Origin of the sequence: Telmatobacter bradus, from assembly GCF_048629425.1 — a bacterium.
GTDB lineage: Bacteria > Acidobacteriota > Terriglobia > Terriglobales > Acidobacteriaceae > Telmatobacter > Telmatobacter bradus.
The window spans coordinates 844,365-862,392 of the sequence record NZ_CP184532.1 but is presented as its reverse complement, the minus strand read 5'-3'; the positions used below and the strand labels follow the sequence as shown (position 1 = coordinate 862,392).

The window sequence follows — 18,028 nt, the reverse complement described above, 5'->3', positions numbered from 1 at the left end:
CCAGGTGCTTCGCTTCGCCTTTGGGCACCTGGGAGAGCACAGACCCCGGCCTAGGGAAGCTCAAGAGCTTCCCCCACAGATTACTCCCGGAATGTTTCGCCATAGCGCCATCAATTATTCGGCACCCTGTTCAGCACCCCCAATTGTATTAAAGCCCAGGTATCTTCGTGTTGACCTCTACCGTGCAAAGACGGAGGCCTGTTCGGATTGTTTAAAACGACGGCATTCAGTCTGGAAACGTGGTAATGCCTGTTCTCGTCAGTTCAAAACGCCTGGGCGGATTGCTTCCGACTAGCCGATCTCGGTACTGAACCGGGTCGGCATCAGCAGTGTTGCGGCGACAGTCCTGAGAACAAGCCTTCAAAGCCCTTTACCGCTGCATCAGGTTGGACGGTTCGTCCTGCTGGAACTTGCGCGTTTGCACCAGAGCCGAGTGCAGGTACAGGTTGTGGGGCATTACGGTTGCGCCGATGATACCGATGGCGAGGTATAAGAGCCCGGCTTGACGAATATGCGGCGAAATCATTGCCTGCCCCATTTCCAGAAAACCGGGCTGAGTCTGGGGCAGAATAAAAATTTCAATAGTGCGCATTCTGCATCAGCAAACGCTGCCGACATCAAATCATTTTAAACGCCGTTGGAATCCCAGAGTCATATCCGTATGAGTGCGTCGTAGAGATGCAACAACAGCATCCCGTATCAAATATCGATGTGTCGCGATAGCGTAATGAAGTTAAAGTGCATTGGACAGATGCAACGCGTCAAGGAGCAGCATGAAGGCATAATTGATTTCGTGGCCGCAGCCAGAACGCGTTCCTCCAGAACACGCTCCGGGCTGTTCTCGCCGGCTTCCATTTCATTCCGAACCACCGTCATTTCGGTGTCCAGATCCTTCTTGAGCATGGTCATATTGACCATGCGATCGGCTTCCAGGTTTAAAGCCCAACGCAGGTTCTCGTCGCTCGCGTTGAAGTTTTCAAAATACATCGTCTGGTCGTAGGAAGTGGTTCCGTTGAAGAAGCCGCCCGCCCGGTCGGTAAGTTCCTTGAAGAGTTCTCTGCCCGACTTCGAGCTCTTGAAGGTCATATGCTCCAACAGGTGCGCCCTACCGGTTTCGCCATAACCTTCGTTGCGCGAGCCAACCAGGTAAACGACATTAACGGTGATCTTGGGTTTGGAGTTGTCTGGAAACAACAAAACATGCAAACCATTCGGAAAAGCATATTCCGAGACACCTTCAATGGAGGTAACTTTCTGAACGCCTTGCGGCAAACTCTGAGCCAGAGTTGTGGCAGCCAGAACAATGGACGTGAAGAAGATTGCGAAAAGTCTTCGTATGCGCACGCTTTCTCCTTTCAGTTTTTTGGGTACGATTTTCGGCCCCGATTATACCCAGCGGTGGTGCGGGCTATCTCAGCGGAGTTCCAGTGAATGGGAATCATGTCGTAAACGCCATGCTGGGAGATAGACGACCGGGCCGCCTGCTTCGCTCTGAGGGATGCAGGCCGGCGACGAGCCCTTGATGCGGTGCCCGCCAGCCTTCAGATGCTGGAACAACATCTTTGCGTCTAGACTTTCGTCCAAGTGGAATATAGACTCATATGGTCGCCATCCGTTCCAGACACTCGATAATCGGCAGTCCAGAGAATGAGCGCGCTCATCATCTTCAGCTGTTGCCAATTCTCAATGCACTCATAGAAGGCTAAGGAGTACATTGAGAATTTTGCATCATTCCAGAATCGATTCTGGCCACATGGGAGTTTTCCCGTTACTGTTTTCGAAATTGCTAGAATACGACACCTGAGTCCCGATCGCTTCCCTGTCCTTGGCATCGAACTAGACCAGACTGAAATCTTCATTCAGTACTCCGTTTGCATTGGGACCTATGGTGTCACCAGTCAGTAGTCTGCTACAACTCACAGATGAGCCTTGCACGCTCAATCGCTCCAATCAAGTTTTGGAGGCACTATAGAGTGTGGAATGCGTGGCGAATGCAAGCGAGTCAACGAGTGGAAGCGCAACGGGACGGGACGGTGACAGAGTGGCACTCAATGTTCAGGAACAATTCGGACAGATTGATATTTACGTATTTGATCAGATTCTGCGAGGAAACATCGCCGCAGGTATGCGCGTCCTCGATGCCGGCTGTGGATACGGAAGAAATTTGGTCCATCTGTTGCGTGAAGGATGCGAAGTATTTGCAGTGGATGAGGATGCCGACAGTATTGAGCATGTTCGCCTGCTTTCTGCTTCGCTTTTGACCGGATTGCCCGCGGAGAACTTCCAGGTCGGGTTCATTGAACAGATACCGTTTCCAGACGGGTTTGCAGATGTGGTGATCTGCAACTCGGTGCTTCACTTTGCGCGGGATGAAGAACATTTCCGGGCTATGCTGACAGAGCTATGGCGGGTGCTGAGGCCTGGTGGCATGCTGTTCTGCCGATTGGGTTCCAGAATTGGAATGGACTTCGAGCGGGTAGGTCGCAATGTCTTTGTGATTGGAGATGGTTCCAAGTGGTTCCTGGTGGATGAGGAGATGCTCCTGGAATTGACAGATGAGATGGATGCAGTGCTTGTGGATCCGCTGAAGACGACTATCGTACAGGATCTTCGCTGCATGACGACTTGGGTGCTCAGAAAGCGCATTCAGTAAGGCGATCTGATCTACGCGTTGCTTCATCCCCCTACTCGGGGAGTAGGCATCATTTCAGAATCGCTTCTGGCTACATGGGCGTTTCCGTTGCACAGCAGGCGAACCTATCAAACGATGCAACGAAGAGAACAAAGACGTGCATGGACAGATGCTCTGAAATGGGAAATATGATCTTTTGTTTACGGAAAAATAAATTCTTTATTGACGGCACATAAATCATGGACTAAATTGATCTCAACGTGGGAGGAGGGCACACCTAAAGATGCAGCGATACTTTTCAGGCAGTACCTTACGAGAGGTTATTGAAGCCTAGGCTTCGCGTCCAGGACCCCATGGTTGCGCCGGTGGAAAGGATTCAATTGCTGGTGCAATACCACATTCTTACACGTAGTTATGCTTTCTTGGACCCGATGTGCAGAGTGGCGATTCTTCAAATGGAGCGACTACTACGTCGCCCAAGAAGCCCGTTAACGGGTAGCGCCCTTGAGCAATTGTGGCATGAGAGCAGGAGTGAAGATGCATGGGCACTCGCGACTTAGCGATGGCCTGAGTTGATCACAATAATCCACCGCAGCGGCCTGGGCGCAATACCTGGGCCGTTGTCGTCTGGAAAGAACAAAGACGATAACGATCCTTGCCTTGAACTTTATTTTGCCGGTCGATCCTCATGGAAAATACTGCTCGGGTAGCTTTGAAGTACTTCGACGCCACAATGTCGACACCAAGCCGATGGAAGACTTTTGACAATCCAGCCCGGCTCAATTCCGTGAGCAGCGCAGAAAAGCAGTGTTTGTGCACATATGCTACGCTGCATTTTTTACATTTCAGCTAGCTTCGCAACCTCTGGCGTGCAGAATCATGCCGCCTCTTCCCTCACCATTCTGCAGTGCAACGGAACGCAACAGCGCCTGTTGCACAAAGTTACGCGCACTGCCCACCGCTTCCACCAGCGGCAGCCCCTGCGCCAGATGCGCCGCAATTGCCGAGGCCAGAACACAGCCAGTGCCATGATCATTGCGCGTTTCAATCCGCGGCGCTGAAAACCATAGAGGTGAAGCTTGATTCTGCAGGAACAATGCGTCCGCCGATTCACTGCCGCCCAGATGGCCTCCTTTGAGCAAAACCGCCAGTGCGCCGCAGTCCAGTAGCATACGTCCGGCATCCCAAAAATCATCTTTTGTCTGCGTCCGGCGGCCACTTAAAAGTGCAGCCTCCGGTGCATTGGGAGTTAGTAGCGTCACTTGAGGCAGTAACTTGAGAAGCGCCCTTCGGCCTGACTCATCGAGCAGTGTGCGTCCACTTGTGGAAGCCAGCACCGGATCGCAAACAACCATAGGCAGCGAGTATCTGCGTATGGTCTGGCTGATCAAACGAATGCGGGCAGCATTCCACAGCATTCCCAACTTCACTACAGCAGGGGGAAGATCCGTGCAAACGCTCTCGATCTGTGCAGCCAACAGGTCAACAGGAACCGGAGCGACTTTTTGCACGCCCCGGCTGTTCTGCGCCGTGATCGCCGTAATCGCCGTGGAAACCTCCACGCCCAGCGCTAATCCGGTCTTGATGTCGGCCTGAATGCCCGCCCCGCCGCTGGAGTCCGAACCACCGATGGCGAGTATGCGCGGCAGTGTTTGCAGAGTCGCGCATAGGTTGGAAAAATCCTGCGTCATCGATAGATCTCCGCACCCTGTTCACGAAATTCCTGCGCCTTCTCAACCAGCGCATCCTCCTGACTTTCCATAATCTCCTGTGAGATTTTCATGGAGCAGAACTTCGGGCCGCACATGGAGCAAAAGTGCGTGGTCTTGGCCGCTTCCTGCGGTAGCGTTGCATCGTGATAAGTGCGAGCGCGGTCAGGATCAAGACTCAGATTGAACTGATCATTCCAGCGAAACTCGAAACGCGCCTTGGAAAGTGCATTGTCGCGCATCTGCGCGCCCGGCCATCCCTTGGCCAAGTCCGCAGCATGCGCGGCGATGCGATAACTCACAATGCCATTGCGCACATCTTCCTTATCTGGCAGTCCCAGATGCTCCTTGGGAGTTACATAGCAAAGCATCGAGGTCCCATACCATCCGATCTGCGCCGCACCAATGGCGCTGGTAATGTGATCGTATCCCGGAGCAATGTCGGTGACCAGCGGCCCCAACGTATAAAAGGGAGCTTCAAAGCAGTGCTGTAACTCCTCGTCCATGTTTTCCTGGATCCTGTGCATCGGCACATGGCCTGGTCCTTCGATCATCACCTGCACGTCGTGCTTCCAGGCGGTCGCGGTCAACTCACCCAGCGTACGTAACTCAGCAAATTGTGCTTCGTCGTTGGCGTCGTAGACAGAGCCGGGACGCAGGCCATCGCCAAGGCTAAAACTGACGTCGTAGGCCTTCATGATTTCGCAGATCTCGTCAAAGTTCGTATAGATAAAGTTTTCCTGATGATGAGCAAGGCACCACTTAGCCATGATAGATCCACCGCGCGAGACAATTCCCGTAAGTCTTTGAGCCGTAAGTGGAATCATCGCCAGACGCAGCCCGGCATGCAGCGTGAAGTAATCCACGCCCTGCTCGGCCTGCTCGATCAATGTATCCCGCAGTAACTCCCAGCTTAGATCCTCGGCAATGCCTCCTGCCTTTTCCAGCGCCTGATAGAGCGGCACGGTGCCAATGGGAACAGGAGCATTGCGCAAGATGTTTTCCCGCGTCTCATGGATATTGTTTCCGGTGGAAAGGTCCATGATGGTGTCGGCTCCCCAATAGATGGCCCACACCATTTTGTCCACTTCTTCCGCCAGCGAGGACGAGACGGCAGAGTTACCCAGATTGCCGTTAATTTTCACCCGGAAGTTACGCCCGATAATCGCCGGCTCAAGCTCGGGATGATTGATGTTGGCGGGAAGAATGGCGCGTCCCGCAGCAATCTCTTCGCGCACAAACTCGGGAGTAATTTCTTGGGGAAAACGCGCTGAAAAACTTTGTCCGGGATGCGAACGCAACAGCGATGCATAGGCGGGATCCTCGCGTAGTTCCTGCAGGCGCATGGATTCGCGCAACGCCACAAACTCCATTTCCGTAGTTATTTTTCCCTGCCGCGCATAGTGCATTTGCGTCACGTTGCCGCCACTGCGCGCACGCCGCACAATGTGCTGCGAAAAAGAAGATTGACTGCGGGTTTCTATCTTTGTATCGCCACGTTCTTCAATCCATGCCTGCCGCAACGGTGGCAAACCCTGGCGAATATCTACTTGGCTGTTGGGGTCAGTGTATGGCCCAGAGCAATCGTAGACAGGCAAGGGAGGATTCCGTTCCAATCCATGCCGGGTTTGCGTTGGAGCTTGCTCTATCTCGCGATAAGGAACACGCAAGTCTGCACGGCTTCCCGTCAGATAGCGTTTTTGCGAAGCGGGATAGAGCGTGGGAAGAAGAAGCGCGTCCAGTTCAGCCGTTTTTGATTGCATAGAGCCTCTTGTCCTGAAAGGAATTGAAGAACAAGAGGGCAGAATCGCTATAACTTGAAAGGAACGCTCTTTGAAATCTCCCCACGCCGGCATGATCCGGATCGGGTTCAAAGGGTATTTTCTCAGCTCACTTGCGATGAGCACCCCTGTTTCTCAGGGCTATTAAAACACAGCTCAGCGCTGCGCACAATCTTTTTGCAAATGCAGAAAAACTTTGACAGCGCGAGCAAGGGCTGCTTAAATAAGCAACAAGAAACAGGGGTGCTCCATGCGTGGGGCTGAGATTATACCCTCGACCAGATCCGGATAATGCCGGCGTTGGAAGCTTTCAATCCTTCTGCGTGATTCATTGCATGAGCCTCCTGTTTCTGTCTGCTTACAGGAGAAGTGTGTGCAAGTGCTCTGCAACCAGATACACCAGCAGGACTTCCCTCCAACCCGTCACGTTTTCGTTTGCTTTGTAAAAGCACGCATGTGCACACTGCTGTTTTTGCAAGCTGGAAGCGCTGCGCAGCTTCCTAGCAGTAGAGGATAAGAAGCTTGATTACCCTGAACGGAAACAGCATGGATGATGCGGATCATCTGAGTCTGGCGGAACTTGTCGTGCGCGAACACTTTCCACTTAATCGCATTGCCGTTGCATGCAATGGAGAGATTGTGCCGCGCACAGAATACAGTGGCAAACAACTCGCGGATGGCGATGTGGTGGATGTGGTTTGGATGGTATCTGGAGGGTAGCTTCAGATTTTCAGCATGACTTGCGAATAACTTCATCATGCATTCCTACGCTGATCCACACAGGAACAGGAGACAGATTTGTTTATGCAATCGGAAGAGCGCTTGATTCTGGGAGGGCGCGCATTTACCTCCCGCTTTATTCTGGGCTCGGGAAAATACAGCCTTGATTTAGTGCGCGCAGCCGTGGAACATGCTGGAGCGCAGATGGTCACACTGGCCGTACGACGCGCCAACACCAACGACAGGGAAAACATTCTGGCGCATATTCCCGAAGGCATTACATTGCTGCCCAACACGTCGGGCGCAAGAAAGGCCGAAGAAGCCGTGCGGATCGCACGTTTGGCCAGAGAACTGGGCTGCGGAGACTTTGTCAAAGTCGAAGTTATCCGCGACACAAAGTATCTTTTGCCGGATAACTCCGAGACGGTCAAGGCAACGGAGATTCTGGCCCGCGAAGGCTTTGTCGTGCTGCCCTACATGTACCCGGACCTGAATACCGCGCGCGATCTGGCGCAGGCTGGAGCCGCAGCCATCATGCCACTGGGCGCGCCGATTGGTTCCAACAAGGGTCTGCGCACCAAGGACTTCATTCAAATTTTGCTGGATGAAATCGAACTTCCAATCATCGTTGATGCCGGCATCGGCAAACCATCGCAAGCCTGCGAGGCGATGGAAATGGGCGTGGCGGCCATCATGGCCAACACCGCCATTGCCACGGCACGCGATGTTCCCGCCATGGCAAGCGCCTTTAAAGCAGCCATTGAAGCGGGTAGAACCGCATATCTTGCCGGAACCGGACGCGTTCTGGAACAGGGCGCATGCGCTTCGTCTCCACTGACCGGATTCCTGAGCAACTAACTTAGCCTGCCACATCTGCCCGCATTTTATTGACCTCGCAGATTCGGGTATATAAACTCCCGGCTACAGCAACGCATGTTTTCTATGGAGGAGAGCGTGAACCGAACCGATCACATGGCATACCTTCCAGACATGGAAGTTCTACAGGACTCCACCATTCAGGAAGACGTTCTTACTTATCGAAACAACTACGATTATCACCGCTATACGATCAACGATGTTCGCATTGCGCTCGCCCGAGACAACCGCACACCGGAAGATTTTGCCGCGCTGCTCTCGCCTGCCGCATTGCCGCTGCTTGAAGAAATTGCCCAAATCGCCAAGGAAGAAACCAGAAAGCATTTCGGCAATTCCATCGTCCTGTTTACGCCGTTGTATATGGCCAACTACTGCGAAAACAGTTGCACTTACTGCGGATTCAGCCGCAATCAAAAAATCCGCCGCGCCCGTCTGAGCGCGAACGAGATTGAAAAGGAGATGCAGGCCATCGCGCAGACTGGCCTGGAAGAGATTCTGCTTTTGACCGGGGAAAGCCGCAGCAAATCTGGCCTGCATTACATTGGCGAAGCCTGCAAGATCGCCCGCCGCTACTTCAAAATGGTGGGGCTGGAAGTGTATCCGATGAATACCGAGGATTACACTTACCTGCGTTCCTGTGGCGCAGATTCCGTCATTGTTTTTCAGGAGACATATAACTCCAACGCGTATGAGCGTTTGCATCCCGATGGCCGCAAGCGGGTTTTCCCCTATCGCCTGAACACACAGGAAAGAGTGCTGCGGGGCGGCATGCGGGGTGTTGGTTTTGGAGCCCTTCTGGGTCTGGATGATTTCAGAAAAGATGCCTTTGCCACTGGGCTGCACGCATGGCTATTGCAAAGAAAATACCCTCAGGCCGAGGTCGCGTTTTCCTGCCCCCGACTTCGCCCGATTGCAGGCAATCCTCCGGCGGAGAATCATACCCTGAGCGAAGCCGATCTACTGCAGGTGATTCTTGCCTATCGTTTGCTGATGCCTTTTGCCGCAATTACAATTTCCACCCGTGAACGCGCTCATTTTCGCGATCATGTTTCTACCATTGCGGCAACCAAGGTATCTGCAGGCGTCAGCACTGGCATCGGCGGCCATCAAGCCTGTCAGGAAGAGGTTGGAGACGGACAGTTTGGAATTGCCGATACACGGTCGGTCGATGAAGTTTACTCTGCCTTGAAGGAGCACGGCCTGCAGCCGGTGATGAATGATTATGTCTACGTTTAAGCTCAATCCACGCTTGCGGCGCGGTCTGTATCTGGTGATGACCAGGCCGCGCGATGGGTACGAATGTCTTTGCGCGTGCGCGGTTGAGGCAGGAATTTCCGCCGTGCAGTTACGCATCAAAAATCATGACGCACAAGATCCTCTTTTGCTGGCACGGCGCTTGCGAGAGCTGACCAGGGGCAGTTCCACGCTGTTCATCGTGAATGACAGCCCGGAGATTGCCATGGAGTCCGATGCAGATGGCCTGCACATCGGACAGCAGGATATTTCTGCCGTGGAAGCGCGCAAGATCATCGGTCCGGAGAAATTGCTTGGCCTTTCTACGCACAATCTGGAGCAGATAAAAGCAGCCAACGATGCGCCGGTGGATTACATTGGCTTTGGTCCGTTGTATCTGACCAACTCCAAAGCGTGCCCCGATCCAGTGATTGGTCCTGAGATGCTGGAAGCCGCTTACCAGAGCAGCACGCACCCCATCGTCGCTATTGGCGGATTGAATCTCGAACGCATCCAGAAGCTGGGACCGTATGCCCACAATGTGGCCGTCATTCGCGCTGTATCCGAGGCGCCAGACCCATTGACCACCATGCGCGAAATTCAAGCGGCCTTCCTGCTCTCATCAAGTTTCAATGGGATTGCAGAGCCTTCCCTCAGGGGCTGAAGCCCGCATCTGTTTTGCTGTTTTTTGCAGGGGTTAAAACCCCTGCCTCCCTCCATGACTCATTTCCCAGCACAAAAAACTCCACCCCGACGAGAATGCGCCTGTCGCAGGGGTGGAGTTATAAATATTTTTGTAGAGAATTGAATTAGTTCTTCCGCTGCGGACCGCGTGGGCCGTAGTCCATCTCCGCCACCACCGGGCCAAAGACCTTGAGCAGTTGCGGCGCATCGTGCGGGTCCAGAGATAGCTCGATGAAGCTGAGGCAATCGGCCTGCTCGGCGTTCTGCAGAGCGGCTTCCAGTTCGTCCTCCGTGCGCACGCTCACGGTGTTCACCTTAACCTCAGGGGCAAAGACGCGGGGCAGGTTGAGATAACTCCATCCTGCAATATCGTTGTAGGCCGCGTTCCTGCCCAGGATGTAGCGCTCAATGGTGTAGCCGCGATTGTTGAGCACGAAGATGATGGGCTTGAGGCCGCGATGCAGGATGGTGGAAAGCTCCTGCACGGTGAGTTGCAGTGAACCGTCGCCGATGAACAGGATCTGGCGACGATGACTGGCAGCCGTCAGTGAGCCAAGCAGCGCCGGCAGCGTAAAGCCGATGGAACCCCAGATGGGTTGGGCAATGTAAGTGCACCCCTCGGGCAAACGCACGTCGCTCATGGCCAGGGCGCTGGTGCCGTTTTCTGCAATCACCACATCGCCAGCGCGGAAGAAGGCTTCCATGCACGGCCACAAACGCGCGTGCGTCAGGGCTGCTCCAGATTGCGCGGCAGGCAGCGCGGCCTGAGCTTTGGCGGCGAGCGAAAGCACCGGACGGACTTCCACCACTTCGAGCAAGCGCTCAACCAACTGGCTGGCCGTTACACCTTCGTACACCTCATCCTCAATGGCTACGCTGAAGCCGCGAATGTACACATGCGAGGCCACGGGGATTCCGGCAATCATCGGGCTTCCCTCGGTGTAGCAGGGTGCCGTGGCGATCAGGCAGTCGGAGTTACCAATCACCTCCGTCACATCCTTGGCCGAGGCCTTGCCGTTGTACACACCCACGTAAAGCGGATCGCTCTCGCTCAGGATCGCCTTGCCGGAACGATAGGCGGCATAGGGGATCTGGCGCTTGCGCACGAGCGTGGCCAGCGGCAGAGCCAGCGCTGAGCGGTCGGCATCCATGTCCACCAGCAACGCGGGGCGCTCGGCCTTGGCCAGCAATGCGGCAATGCGGGCCACAGCGCTCTCCAGCCGCTCAGGATCGCTCTCCGGCAGCGTCAGACGCAGCGCTGTCTCGGGTACGTCCACCTCAAGGTACGAGATGTTGGATGGCACCTGCAGGAAGACCGGAAGCTTTTCACGCCAGCAGGTCTTCAGCACGCGATCAATCTCTTCCACGGCGTTGGAGGGCGTGATGCGTGCGTACGCAGCGGTGAACTCTTCCACACAGTTGCGCACGTTGTCGAAGTTTCCCTCGGCCAGCGAATGATGCAGGCGCAGGCGGCTCTCCATGGCGTAGAGCGGCGGCGTGCCCGAGATGAAGACCACCGGCACATGCTCGGCGCAGGATCCGGCAATGCCGCAGACGGCGCTCAGATCGCCCACGCCATAGGTGGTCAGCAGCGCGCCCACGCCGTTCAGCCGCGCGTAGCCATCGGCGGCGTAGGCTGCGTTCAGCTCGTTGCATGCACCCACGAATTCAATGCCCTCGGCGGGCTGCAACTGCTCAAGAAGCTGCAGATTGAAGTCGCCCGGCACACCGAAAACATGGGCGATGCCCATCTGGCGCAGGCGTAAAAAAAGGAAATTTCCAATGCTCATTTTCATGGGCTACAACTCCTCAGGCGCGGGGAAGATCCGACGCAAAACACTTCTCTTTGATTGTATCGGGATGAACGAACAGCGTTGCACCTATCTCGTCCTCGCCACAAGGCAGTGCCGCGAATGGAAGTACTATTTTCGATTTTGCAAGCACAAGAAAAACGCCGACACTCAGGCCGGCGTTTTTGCTGTTTGATTCCCCTACGCTCTAGAGCATCTCTCCTGATGCTGTGAAGTGGCAAAAGTCTTGCCAGGTTGCCGCTCTCTGGGGGTCGCGTCAACAATGCTGCATCGACTCGCTTATACCTTCTGGAGAGATGCTCTAAGAGAATCGCGTGCGCTTCCAGAGCATGAAGCCACTGACCATAAGCAGGCCGAGCGAGGCTACCAGCAGAACCATCATCCACGACGTGCGCAGCGCAATGGCCGGCATGCGTACAGATGCGCCTAACCAGAGCAGCAGAGCCAAGCCCACCACCGGAAGAGCGTACTCCCATCCGTGGCGCTCGGGCTTCTGGTTGGCCAGCGGGTCTTCGCCCTTGAGCACGGCTTCCACGCGTACACGGTCCAGATGGTAGCGGTTGATTTCGCGGTTCATGGCGTTATTCCAGGAGCTGACTTCGCTCGCCGAGGCCGAGGCCGCGCCAATGAAAGCCGCACCCACAATCATGATGAGCGAACCGACAAGCACCAGCAGGCGCGCATGCGGCGTGATGACGCCCAGTTCGCCAAAGACCAGAGCGCCCCAGGCCAGTCCCCAAAGCTGATTGGTGTTGGAAAGCGGAATGCCGCGACCAATGCCGATGTACTTGGCCGCGTACTGCTGGAAGAGATCGCCGAAGACCCAGCAAATACCACCGCAGAAGAGCCAGAACATGTAGGGCTTGGCCGCCATCAACTGATGGCCCAGCTGGGGAATGCCGCCAGCAAAGACCGTGCCCAGAATCAGCGTGGAGATCAGCTCACTGAAGGCAATGACGGTGACGAAGGAAAGCGGATTGATGCCGCTGATGTAGGCCTTGCGATAGCTGATGTACTGCGTGCCCCACAGCAAGCCCGCGCCCAGCGCAGCCACAATACCCAGCCACACATTGCCCCCCGCTGCCGAGCGATCCGCCGTTGCCCAGGCCAGAACCGCCGCGCCAACCACCAGCAGCAACGATCCGCCAAAGACCCGGCTCCAGCCCTTCCAGCCCGCGCCGCGCAGTTCATTGAAGAAGAGCCAACCCCAGAAGAGCCCGACCAGGCAGTTCATATTCCAGAGCGGAAAGGCGATGGAGAGGCCGACGTTTTTGATGGCGTATACGGTGAGCGTATTGGCAATCACCCAAAGCATGCCTGCCAGCAGTCCCCACACAATCAGGTGGGCATTGCGGCGCAGATCGCCGAGCACAAAACCTGAGCCCTTGAGCAGCATGGGAATGCTCCAGCGGGCGATGAAGACACCCAGCACCATGCCCAGCGTAACGATGAACGGCGGCACGCCGCTGGCCACCATCTTGACGGGCGCTTCGGCCGTTCCCAGCCATGCTCCCGCAGCCAGCCCGCAGAGCACTCCAATCCCATGGAGAGAAATCAGACTCTTCTCCGCCTCAGACTTCTGGACTACACTCACGCTTCTCACCTCAGAGCGATCAACAAGCAGACTCCAATGACCAGAACGCACACCGGAACCCACAAATGCACATCGCTGATGACAACAGCTACTGTGGACTTTTTCATATGTCTACCTTTTCTTATGGTACCTGCTGGCGCTCATCCTTGCTCCACAAAGCAACCGAAAAGCCCTGCGCAGGGGCAGGGCTTTGGCGGATGAAATGCTGAATCGAACAAGTCTTAGTTTTTCTTTACCGGGGCCGTGGAGTTGCGCACGATCATTTCACCCGCGATGTGAATCTGCGGCGCCGACTGCCCGCCATTCATCAGCTTGAGCAGACTTTCCATGGCCTGCTGGCCCATCTGGCGCATGGGCTGACGAATTGTAGTGAGCGGCGGCTCGGTATAGGCGGAAAGAAAGAGATCGTCAAAGCCGACCACGGAAACATCCCCGGGAATGCTGAGGCCCCGCATGCGAATGGAGCGCATGACGCCAAGCGCCGTCATGTCGTTATAGCAGACCACGGCGGTGGGCGGCTCACGGAGCGCAAGCAGGCTGTTCATGGCCAGCACGGCAGCCTCCGGCTTGCCATTGCCACGCACCACCAACTCCTCACGCACCGCAATGCCTGCCTCTTCCAGCGCACCGCTGTAGCCGGTGTAACGCTCCACATCGGACTGGTAACCATACTGGTCGCCGATGTAGGCAATGTGACGATGGCCAAGTTCGATCAGATGCTGGGTGAGCGAACGCGTGCCCTCTTCGTTCCGGATGAGCACCGAATGCACGGTCACACCGGGCTGCTCGTCATGCTGATCGTTGACCAGCACGATGGGCACCCGCATCTCCGCCAGCAAAGGCATATGCAAAACGCCCACACGCGATGAGGTGACGAGAATGCCGTCCACTCGCTGCTCAGCAAAGGCCTGCACAACCTTCTTTTCGCGCTCGGGATCGGCATTGGTGTCGGCCAGAAAAACGCGATAGCCATGGTCGCTCGCAGCCTGCTCAATACCCGTGGCCACTTCGCAGGTAAACGGGTCAGAGATGGCCGTTACCGCCAGCCCGATGGTGCGGGTGCGGCGCGTAACCAGACCGCGGGCCAAAGCCGATGGCCTATAGCCTGCCTCGCGGGCAATCTGGCGGATCTTCTCCGCAGTCTTAGTGCTGACCAGCGGACTATTCTGCAGCGCACGCGAAACCGTCGGATGCGAGACATGTGCAATCCGCGCAATATCCTTGATGGAGAGCTGGCGCTGCGGCTGGTGAGGAAGGGTTGGAGTCGGAATGGCGTTGTTTCCCGTATCGTTTTTGTTACCCATGCCCCGCTCGCTTCCTCAAAAGATGCTACGGCCTCAGTCTGTCTGATCGAAGCGCGGAAGTCAATGGCAGGAGTGGGAAACCATCCTTCATGCGGTGCGCAAGCTACTGATAATAATAAGGATTGCTGCGGCTTCGAGCCTTTTTCTTCACTGATTGAAAACACGCTGCGGGCGTGCAGAAAATAGCCCTTGCCGGCTGCACGCCCACTGTGCACAACGCGCCGTTAGCGCAATAAGGCCGTTGCCGCCCAAAGCAGCGGAGCCTGCCCGTGAAAGTCTCCCGTGCGGCGGCCACGCATGTAGTAGTACTCCTGATTGTCGCGCTTGCCGGTCCCCTCGCAGACGCTGGTCAGATCGCCATTCTGATCGATGTAGCCGGTCACGGCGATCCATGCCTTGCGCGCGGCAGGGCCATAGGTAGGCGCATCCAGCCAGCCATTCTTCACACCGGTAATCATGGCAAAGGCGAACATGGCGGTGGAGCTGGTCTCGGGCCACGCATCTTCCTTGTCGATCAACTGACGCCACATGCCGTCCTTGCCCTGATACTTCAGGAGCGCCTCCATCATGAGTTTGTAGCTCTTCAGAATGCGGGCGCGCTGCGGATGATCGGCGGGCAGCGTGCGCAGCATCTCAGCCATGCCTGCAGCCACCCAGCCATCGCCACGCCCCCAGAAGTAGGGCACATCTTCCGCGTGGTAGAACAGGCCGTTGGACTGCTGCAGCTTGTCCAGATACGCCACCATCTCCGCCGCGTCGCGGTCCAGATACTTGCGGTCGCCGGTGGCGCGATAAGCCTCCAGTTGCAGGATCGTCAGCATGTACATGTCGTCGATCCAAAAGCGGGTTTCAGCGGAAAGGCCATCGGGGCGCGGATTCTCCCACTGCCGGTCAGCCCAGGACTTGCCGTAGTCCAGATATTTCTTATCCCCGGTCTGCAGGCCGATCTCCAGCGGAATCACACCAAAGATCGAATCGTCCACATGATGGAGCACCGGAATGCGAGCCTGATCGGCATTGCCCGGCAGCATGGGCTCAAACTTCTTGATCAACTTGGCACGCAGCGCGTCGTCGTGCGTCAACTGCGCATAGGTCAACGCGCCGTACCAGGTGCAGACCTCGGAGTAGTGCAACGTCTCCTTGTACTGATGACCGCTGGGGATGAAGTGCTCGCTCAGGCGCTTGCCCACCTCTTGCGGCGAACGGCCTGCCGGCCAGTTACTGAAAAAATCCTGCTGCGCATGGGCAAGCGAGAACCCGGCAAAAAACAAAGCAAAAATGGCAAGGTTGAAAAGCAATTTACGTCCCAACATGATTTCCGTTGTCCTTTCAGGTTGCATGCAGACCTCCCCAGTCTAACTGGGGTAGTCCAGCCTCCGTTTTGTATTTTCGTAAACAGAAATTCTCTTTGCCTTGCATAGCACTTGCCGGGGTCGGTATCTTTTCCTAAGCACCCACGCGTGCAGAAGGGTCCAGATGGACGCACTTAAACGACTTTTCGAAGAGCATTTTCATACTCCGGTCGAATCGGTTCTGCCTTTGCAGGGCCAGTTGGGCGGCTCAGGACGCACCATCGTCCGGCTGGTAGGCGGCGGTCAAAGCGCCATCGGCATTCTCTATGCGGTACGCGAAGAAAACACCGCCTTCCTCGAATTCTCCCGCCACTTCCACAAACTGGGCTTGCCGGTGCCCGAGGTCTACGCCGCAGATCTGGAACACGGCGCTTACATTGAGCAGGACTTGGGCGATGAAACCCTCTTCGACTTTCTGGGCACGCATCGTTCTTCAGCTGCGGGCTCGGTTGCGCCCGAAGTCGTCGATGCTTATCGCCGCACCGTAGCCATGCTGCCGCGCTTTCAGGTAGAGGCGGGCCGCGACCTGAACTACAAGGTCTGCTACCCGCGTGCCAGCTTTGACCGTCAGTCCATCAGCTGGGATCTGAACTACTTCAAGTACTACTTTCTGCGTCTGGCCGGCATTGCCTTCAACGAGCAGTTGCTGGAAGATGACTTCAGCCACCTGACCAAGTTTCTGCTTTCTGCCCCGCACGATTACTTCCTCTATCGCGACTTCCAATCCCGCAACGTCATGCTCGTGGACGGGCAGCCCTACTTCCTCGACTATCAGGGCGGGCGCAAGGGAGCTTTGCAGTACGACATTGCTTCGCTGCTCTACGACGGCAAGGCCAATCTGCCGCCGGAACTACGCATTGAGCTGCTGCACCACTACATGGACTGCCTGGAAAAGTTCATTCCCGTGGACCGCACGGTCTTCATGGAGCACTACTACGCCTATGTGTACGTGCGCATTCTGCAGGCCATGGGCGCGTACGGCTTCCGTGGATTTTACGAGCGCAAAACCCACTTCCTGCAGAGCGTTCCCTTCGCGCTTGAAAATCTGCGCTGGCTGGATGAGAACGTGAAGCTGCCGATTGCTCTGCCTGCGCTGATGGACGCACTGCGGCGCATGACGCGCTCAGAAAAGCTGCTGGCTCTGGCCGCACCAGAACCGCCTGCGCTCACCGTAAAAATCTACAGCTTCAGTTACAAAAAGGAGCTGCCGGTGGACGACTCCGGCAATGGCGGCGGATTCCTCTTTGACGTGCGCTGCCTGCCCAATCCCGGCCGCGAAGAACGCTTCAAACAGCTCACCGGCAAAGACGCTCCGGTCATCGAATATCTGGAGCAGCAGGAGAGCGTACACCAGTACTTTGCCAGCGTGCGTTCGCTGGTGGATATGGCCGTAAGCAATTATCTGCGGCGCGGATTCTCGGATCTTCTGGTGGGCTTTGGCTGCACCGGCGGACAGCATCGCTCGGTCTATTTTGCTGAGCAGATGGCCAAACACCTGCGTGTATGCGGCGTACAGGTTACGCTCAAACACATTGAACAAGAAAAGTTGGGACGATGAAAGCCATGGTACTGGCAGCCGGAATGGGCACCCGGCTGCGTCCTCTGACGAACGATCGGCCCAAGGCGCTTGTGGAAGTAAGCGGGCGCACCATGCTGGAAATCACGCTCGAACGACTGCGCTCCTTCGGCATTCGTGAAGTGGTGGTGAACGCCCATCATCACTCCGAAATGATTGTGGACTATCTGGCCGAAAATGATTTCTTCGGCCTGTCGATTGAAGTCTCTCTGGAAAACGAACTGCTGGACACCGGCGGCGGATTGAAGAAGGCCGCGCCCATGCTGCTCGCGGGCAACAGCGAGCCGATCCTCATCCACAACGTGGATGTGCTCAGCAGCATCAACTTCAACGCCATGCTGGCTTGGCACAAGGCAGGCAACGCCCTGGCTACGCTAGCCGTCAAGCCACGCACCAGCAAGCGGCAGCTGCTCTTTAATGTGCAGGGCTTGCTGTGCGGAAGGCAGCATGCGGATGGAAGCACTACCTGGGCGCGCAAGCAGGGTGAAGCTACGCCACTCGCATTCTGCGGTGTGCATCTGATCGAACCACGACTGCTGGAGGAACTCAGCGAACAGGGGCCGTTTTCGATTATTCCTGCCTACCTGCGGCTGGCCGCGGCTGGCGAAGCGATTCAGGCCTATCGTGCGGATCATGACTACTGGCGTGATCTGGGGAAACCTGAAAGCATACTGGCCGCAGAGGCCGACATTGCTTCAGGCAAGTACAACTAAAAACGCAAGAACAACTTTGCAACACCGGAATTCCACACGGTGT

General features: G+C 56.0%; 16 protein-coding genes and 2 riboswitches. Of the genes, 8 read left to right on the top strand and 8 right to left on the bottom strand.

Annotated features, from left to right (window positions below):
* Positions 1-370 precede the first annotated feature (370 nt).
* Complete coding sequence (locus tag ACOBR2_RS03665; protein WP_420238714.1) at positions 371-592, bottom strand: divalent metal cation transporter; 222 nt, start codon at positions 590-592, stop codon at positions 371-373.
* 107 nt (positions 593-699) lie between these two features.
* Positions 700-1,344: a M16 family metallopeptidase gene (locus ACOBR2_RS03660; protein ID WP_420238713.1), complete on the bottom strand. Its 645-nt coding sequence runs from the start codon at positions 1,342-1,344 to the stop codon at positions 700-702.
* Positions 1,345-2,041: 697 nt separating this feature from the next.
* Between ACOBR2_RS03660 and ACOBR2_RS03655 the strand changes: the two genes are divergently transcribed.
* A complete protein-coding gene (locus ACOBR2_RS03655; RefSeq protein WP_420238712.1) occupies positions 2,042-2,653 on the top strand; it encodes a class I SAM-dependent methyltransferase in 612 nt (203 codons plus the stop codon).
* Positions 2,654-3,477: 824 nt separating this feature from the next.
* Here the strand turns inward: ACOBR2_RS03655 and thiD are convergent.
* Both thiD and thiC read right to left on the bottom strand, forming a co-directional pair.
* A complete protein-coding gene (gene thiD / locus ACOBR2_RS03650) occupies positions 3,478-4,323 on the bottom strand; it encodes a bifunctional hydroxymethylpyrimidine kinase/phosphomethylpyrimidine kinase (protein WP_420238711.1) in 846 nt (281 codons plus the stop codon).
* Positions 4,320-6,104, bottom strand: coding sequence for a phosphomethylpyrimidine synthase ThiC (gene thiC, locus ACOBR2_RS03645; RefSeq protein WP_420238710.1), 1,785 nt, complete (start codon positions 6,102-6,104; stop codon positions 4,320-4,322). Before thiC ends, thiD begins: the two co-directional genes overlap by 4 nt.
* A 60-nt stretch (positions 6,105-6,164) precedes the next feature.
* Positions 6,165-6,262, bottom strand: a riboswitch (TPP riboswitch).
* Positions 6,263-6,351: 89 nt separating this feature from the next.
* A riboswitch (TPP riboswitch) is annotated at positions 6,352-6,445 on the top strand.
* Positions 6,446-6,644: 199 nt separating this feature from the next.
* On the opposite strand from thiC, the gene thiS reads away from it, so the two are divergent.
* From thiS to thiE, 4 genes are all read left to right on the top strand, one after another.
* Positions 6,645-6,842: a sulfur carrier protein ThiS gene (gene thiS, locus ACOBR2_RS03640; protein ID WP_420238709.1), complete on the top strand. Its 198-nt coding sequence runs from the start codon at positions 6,645-6,647 to the stop codon at positions 6,840-6,842.
* Between the two features lie 84 nt (positions 6,843-6,926).
* Positions 6,927-7,700, top strand: a complete 774-nt coding sequence (locus tag ACOBR2_RS03635) for a thiazole synthase (protein ID WP_420238708.1) — start codon at positions 6,927-6,929, stop codon at positions 7,698-7,700.
* Positions 7,701-7,796: 96 nt separating this feature from the next.
* On the top strand, positions 7,797-8,954 hold the full coding sequence (gene thiH, locus ACOBR2_RS03630) for a 2-iminoacetate synthase ThiH (RefSeq protein WP_420238707.1): 1,158 nt from the start codon (positions 7,797-7,799) through the stop codon (positions 8,952-8,954).
* Positions 8,941-9,615 carry a thiamine phosphate synthase gene (gene thiE / locus ACOBR2_RS03625; RefSeq protein ID WP_420238706.1) on the top strand — a complete coding sequence of 225 codons (675 nt, stop codon included), beginning with the start codon at positions 8,941-8,943 and terminating at the stop codon, positions 9,613-9,615. The genes thiH and thiE overlap by 14 nt, the downstream gene beginning before the upstream one ends.
* A 145-nt stretch (positions 9,616-9,760) precedes the next feature.
* Here the strand turns inward: thiE and ACOBR2_RS03620 are convergent, their stop codons facing one another.
* On the bottom strand, positions 9,761-11,425 hold the full coding sequence (locus tag ACOBR2_RS03620; RefSeq protein WP_420238705.1) for an alpha-keto acid decarboxylase family protein: 1,665 nt from the start codon (positions 11,423-11,425) through the stop codon (positions 9,761-9,763).
* Between ACOBR2_RS03620 and ACOBR2_RS03615 the strand changes: the two genes are divergently transcribed.
* On the top strand, positions 11,418-11,621 hold the full coding sequence (locus ACOBR2_RS03615) for a hypothetical protein (RefSeq protein ID WP_420238704.1): 204 nt from the start codon (positions 11,418-11,420) through the stop codon (positions 11,619-11,621). The two genes, ACOBR2_RS03620 and ACOBR2_RS03615, sit on opposite strands and share 8 nt — an antisense overlap.
* 126 nt (positions 11,622-11,747) lie before the next feature.
* Here the strand turns inward: ACOBR2_RS03615 and ACOBR2_RS03610 are convergent, their stop codons facing one another.
* The 3 genes from ACOBR2_RS03610 to ACOBR2_RS03600 form a co-directional block, all read right to left on the bottom strand.
* Positions 11,748-13,040 carry an EamA family transporter gene (locus ACOBR2_RS03610; protein WP_420238703.1) on the bottom strand — a complete coding sequence of 431 codons (1,293 nt, stop codon included), beginning with the start codon at positions 13,038-13,040 and terminating at the stop codon, positions 11,748-11,750.
* Positions 13,041-13,261: 221 nt separating this feature from the next.
* Positions 13,262-14,344, bottom strand: a complete 1,083-nt coding sequence (locus ACOBR2_RS03605; protein WP_420238702.1) for a LacI family DNA-binding transcriptional regulator — start codon at positions 14,342-14,344, stop codon at positions 13,262-13,264.
* Between the two features lie 224 nt (positions 14,345-14,568).
* On the bottom strand, positions 14,569-15,657 hold the full coding sequence (locus ACOBR2_RS03600) for a glycoside hydrolase family 88/105 protein (RefSeq protein WP_420238701.1): 1,089 nt from the start codon (positions 15,655-15,657) through the stop codon (positions 14,569-14,571).
* Positions 15,658-15,820: 163 nt separating this feature from the next.
* Here ACOBR2_RS03600 and ACOBR2_RS03595 point away from each other — a divergent pair, with 163 nt between their 5' ends.
* Positions 15,821-17,254: a RapZ C-terminal domain-containing protein gene (locus ACOBR2_RS03595; protein WP_420238700.1), complete on the top strand. Its 1,434-nt coding sequence runs from the start codon at positions 15,821-15,823 to the stop codon at positions 17,252-17,254.
* A complete protein-coding gene (locus ACOBR2_RS03590) occupies positions 17,251-17,985 on the top strand; it encodes a nucleotidyltransferase family protein (RefSeq protein ID WP_420238699.1) in 735 nt (244 codons plus the stop codon). Before ACOBR2_RS03595 ends, ACOBR2_RS03590 begins: the two co-directional genes overlap by 4 nt.
* Positions 17,986-18,028 lie beyond the last annotated feature (43 nt).

Bases quoted from the DNA above. Each gene is read 5' to 3' on its own strand.
- ACOBR2_RS03665 (WP_420238714.1), bottom strand. From the start codon at position 592: ATGCGCACTATTGAAATTTTTATTCTGCCCCAGACTCAGCCCGGTTTT.
- thiD (WP_420238711.1), bottom strand. From the start codon at position 4,323: ATGACGCAGGATTTTTCCAACCTATGCGCGACTCTGCAAACACTGCCG.
- thiC (WP_420238710.1), bottom strand. From the start codon at position 6,104: ATGCAATCAAAAACGGCTGAACTGGACGCGCTTCTTCTTCCCACGCTC.
- ACOBR2_RS03635 (WP_420238708.1), top strand. From the start codon at position 6,927: ATGCAATCGGAAGAGCGCTTGATTCTGGGAGGGCGCGCATTTACCTCC.
- thiE (WP_420238706.1), top strand. From the start codon at position 8,941: ATGTCTACGTTTAAGCTCAATCCACGCTTGCGGCGCGGTCTGTATCTG.
- ACOBR2_RS03615 (WP_420238704.1), top strand. From the start codon at position 11,418: ATGCTCATTTTCATGGGCTACAACTCCTCAGGCGCGGGGAAGATCCGA.
- ACOBR2_RS03620 (WP_420238705.1), bottom strand. From the start codon at position 11,425: ATGAGCATTGGAAATTTCCTTTTTTTACGCCTGCGCCAGATGGGCATC.
- ACOBR2_RS03605 (WP_420238702.1), bottom strand. From the start codon at position 14,344: ATGGGTAACAAAAACGATACGGGAAACAACGCCATTCCGACTCCAACC.
- ACOBR2_RS03600 (WP_420238701.1), bottom strand. From the start codon at position 15,657: ATGTTGGGACGTAAATTGCTTTTCAACCTTGCCATTTTTGCTTTGTTT.
- ACOBR2_RS03595 (WP_420238700.1), top strand. From the start codon at position 15,821: ATGGACGCACTTAAACGACTTTTCGAAGAGCATTTTCATACTCCGGTC.
- ACOBR2_RS03590 (WP_420238699.1), top strand. From the start codon at position 17,251: ATGAAAGCCATGGTACTGGCAGCCGGAATGGGCACCCGGCTGCGTCCT.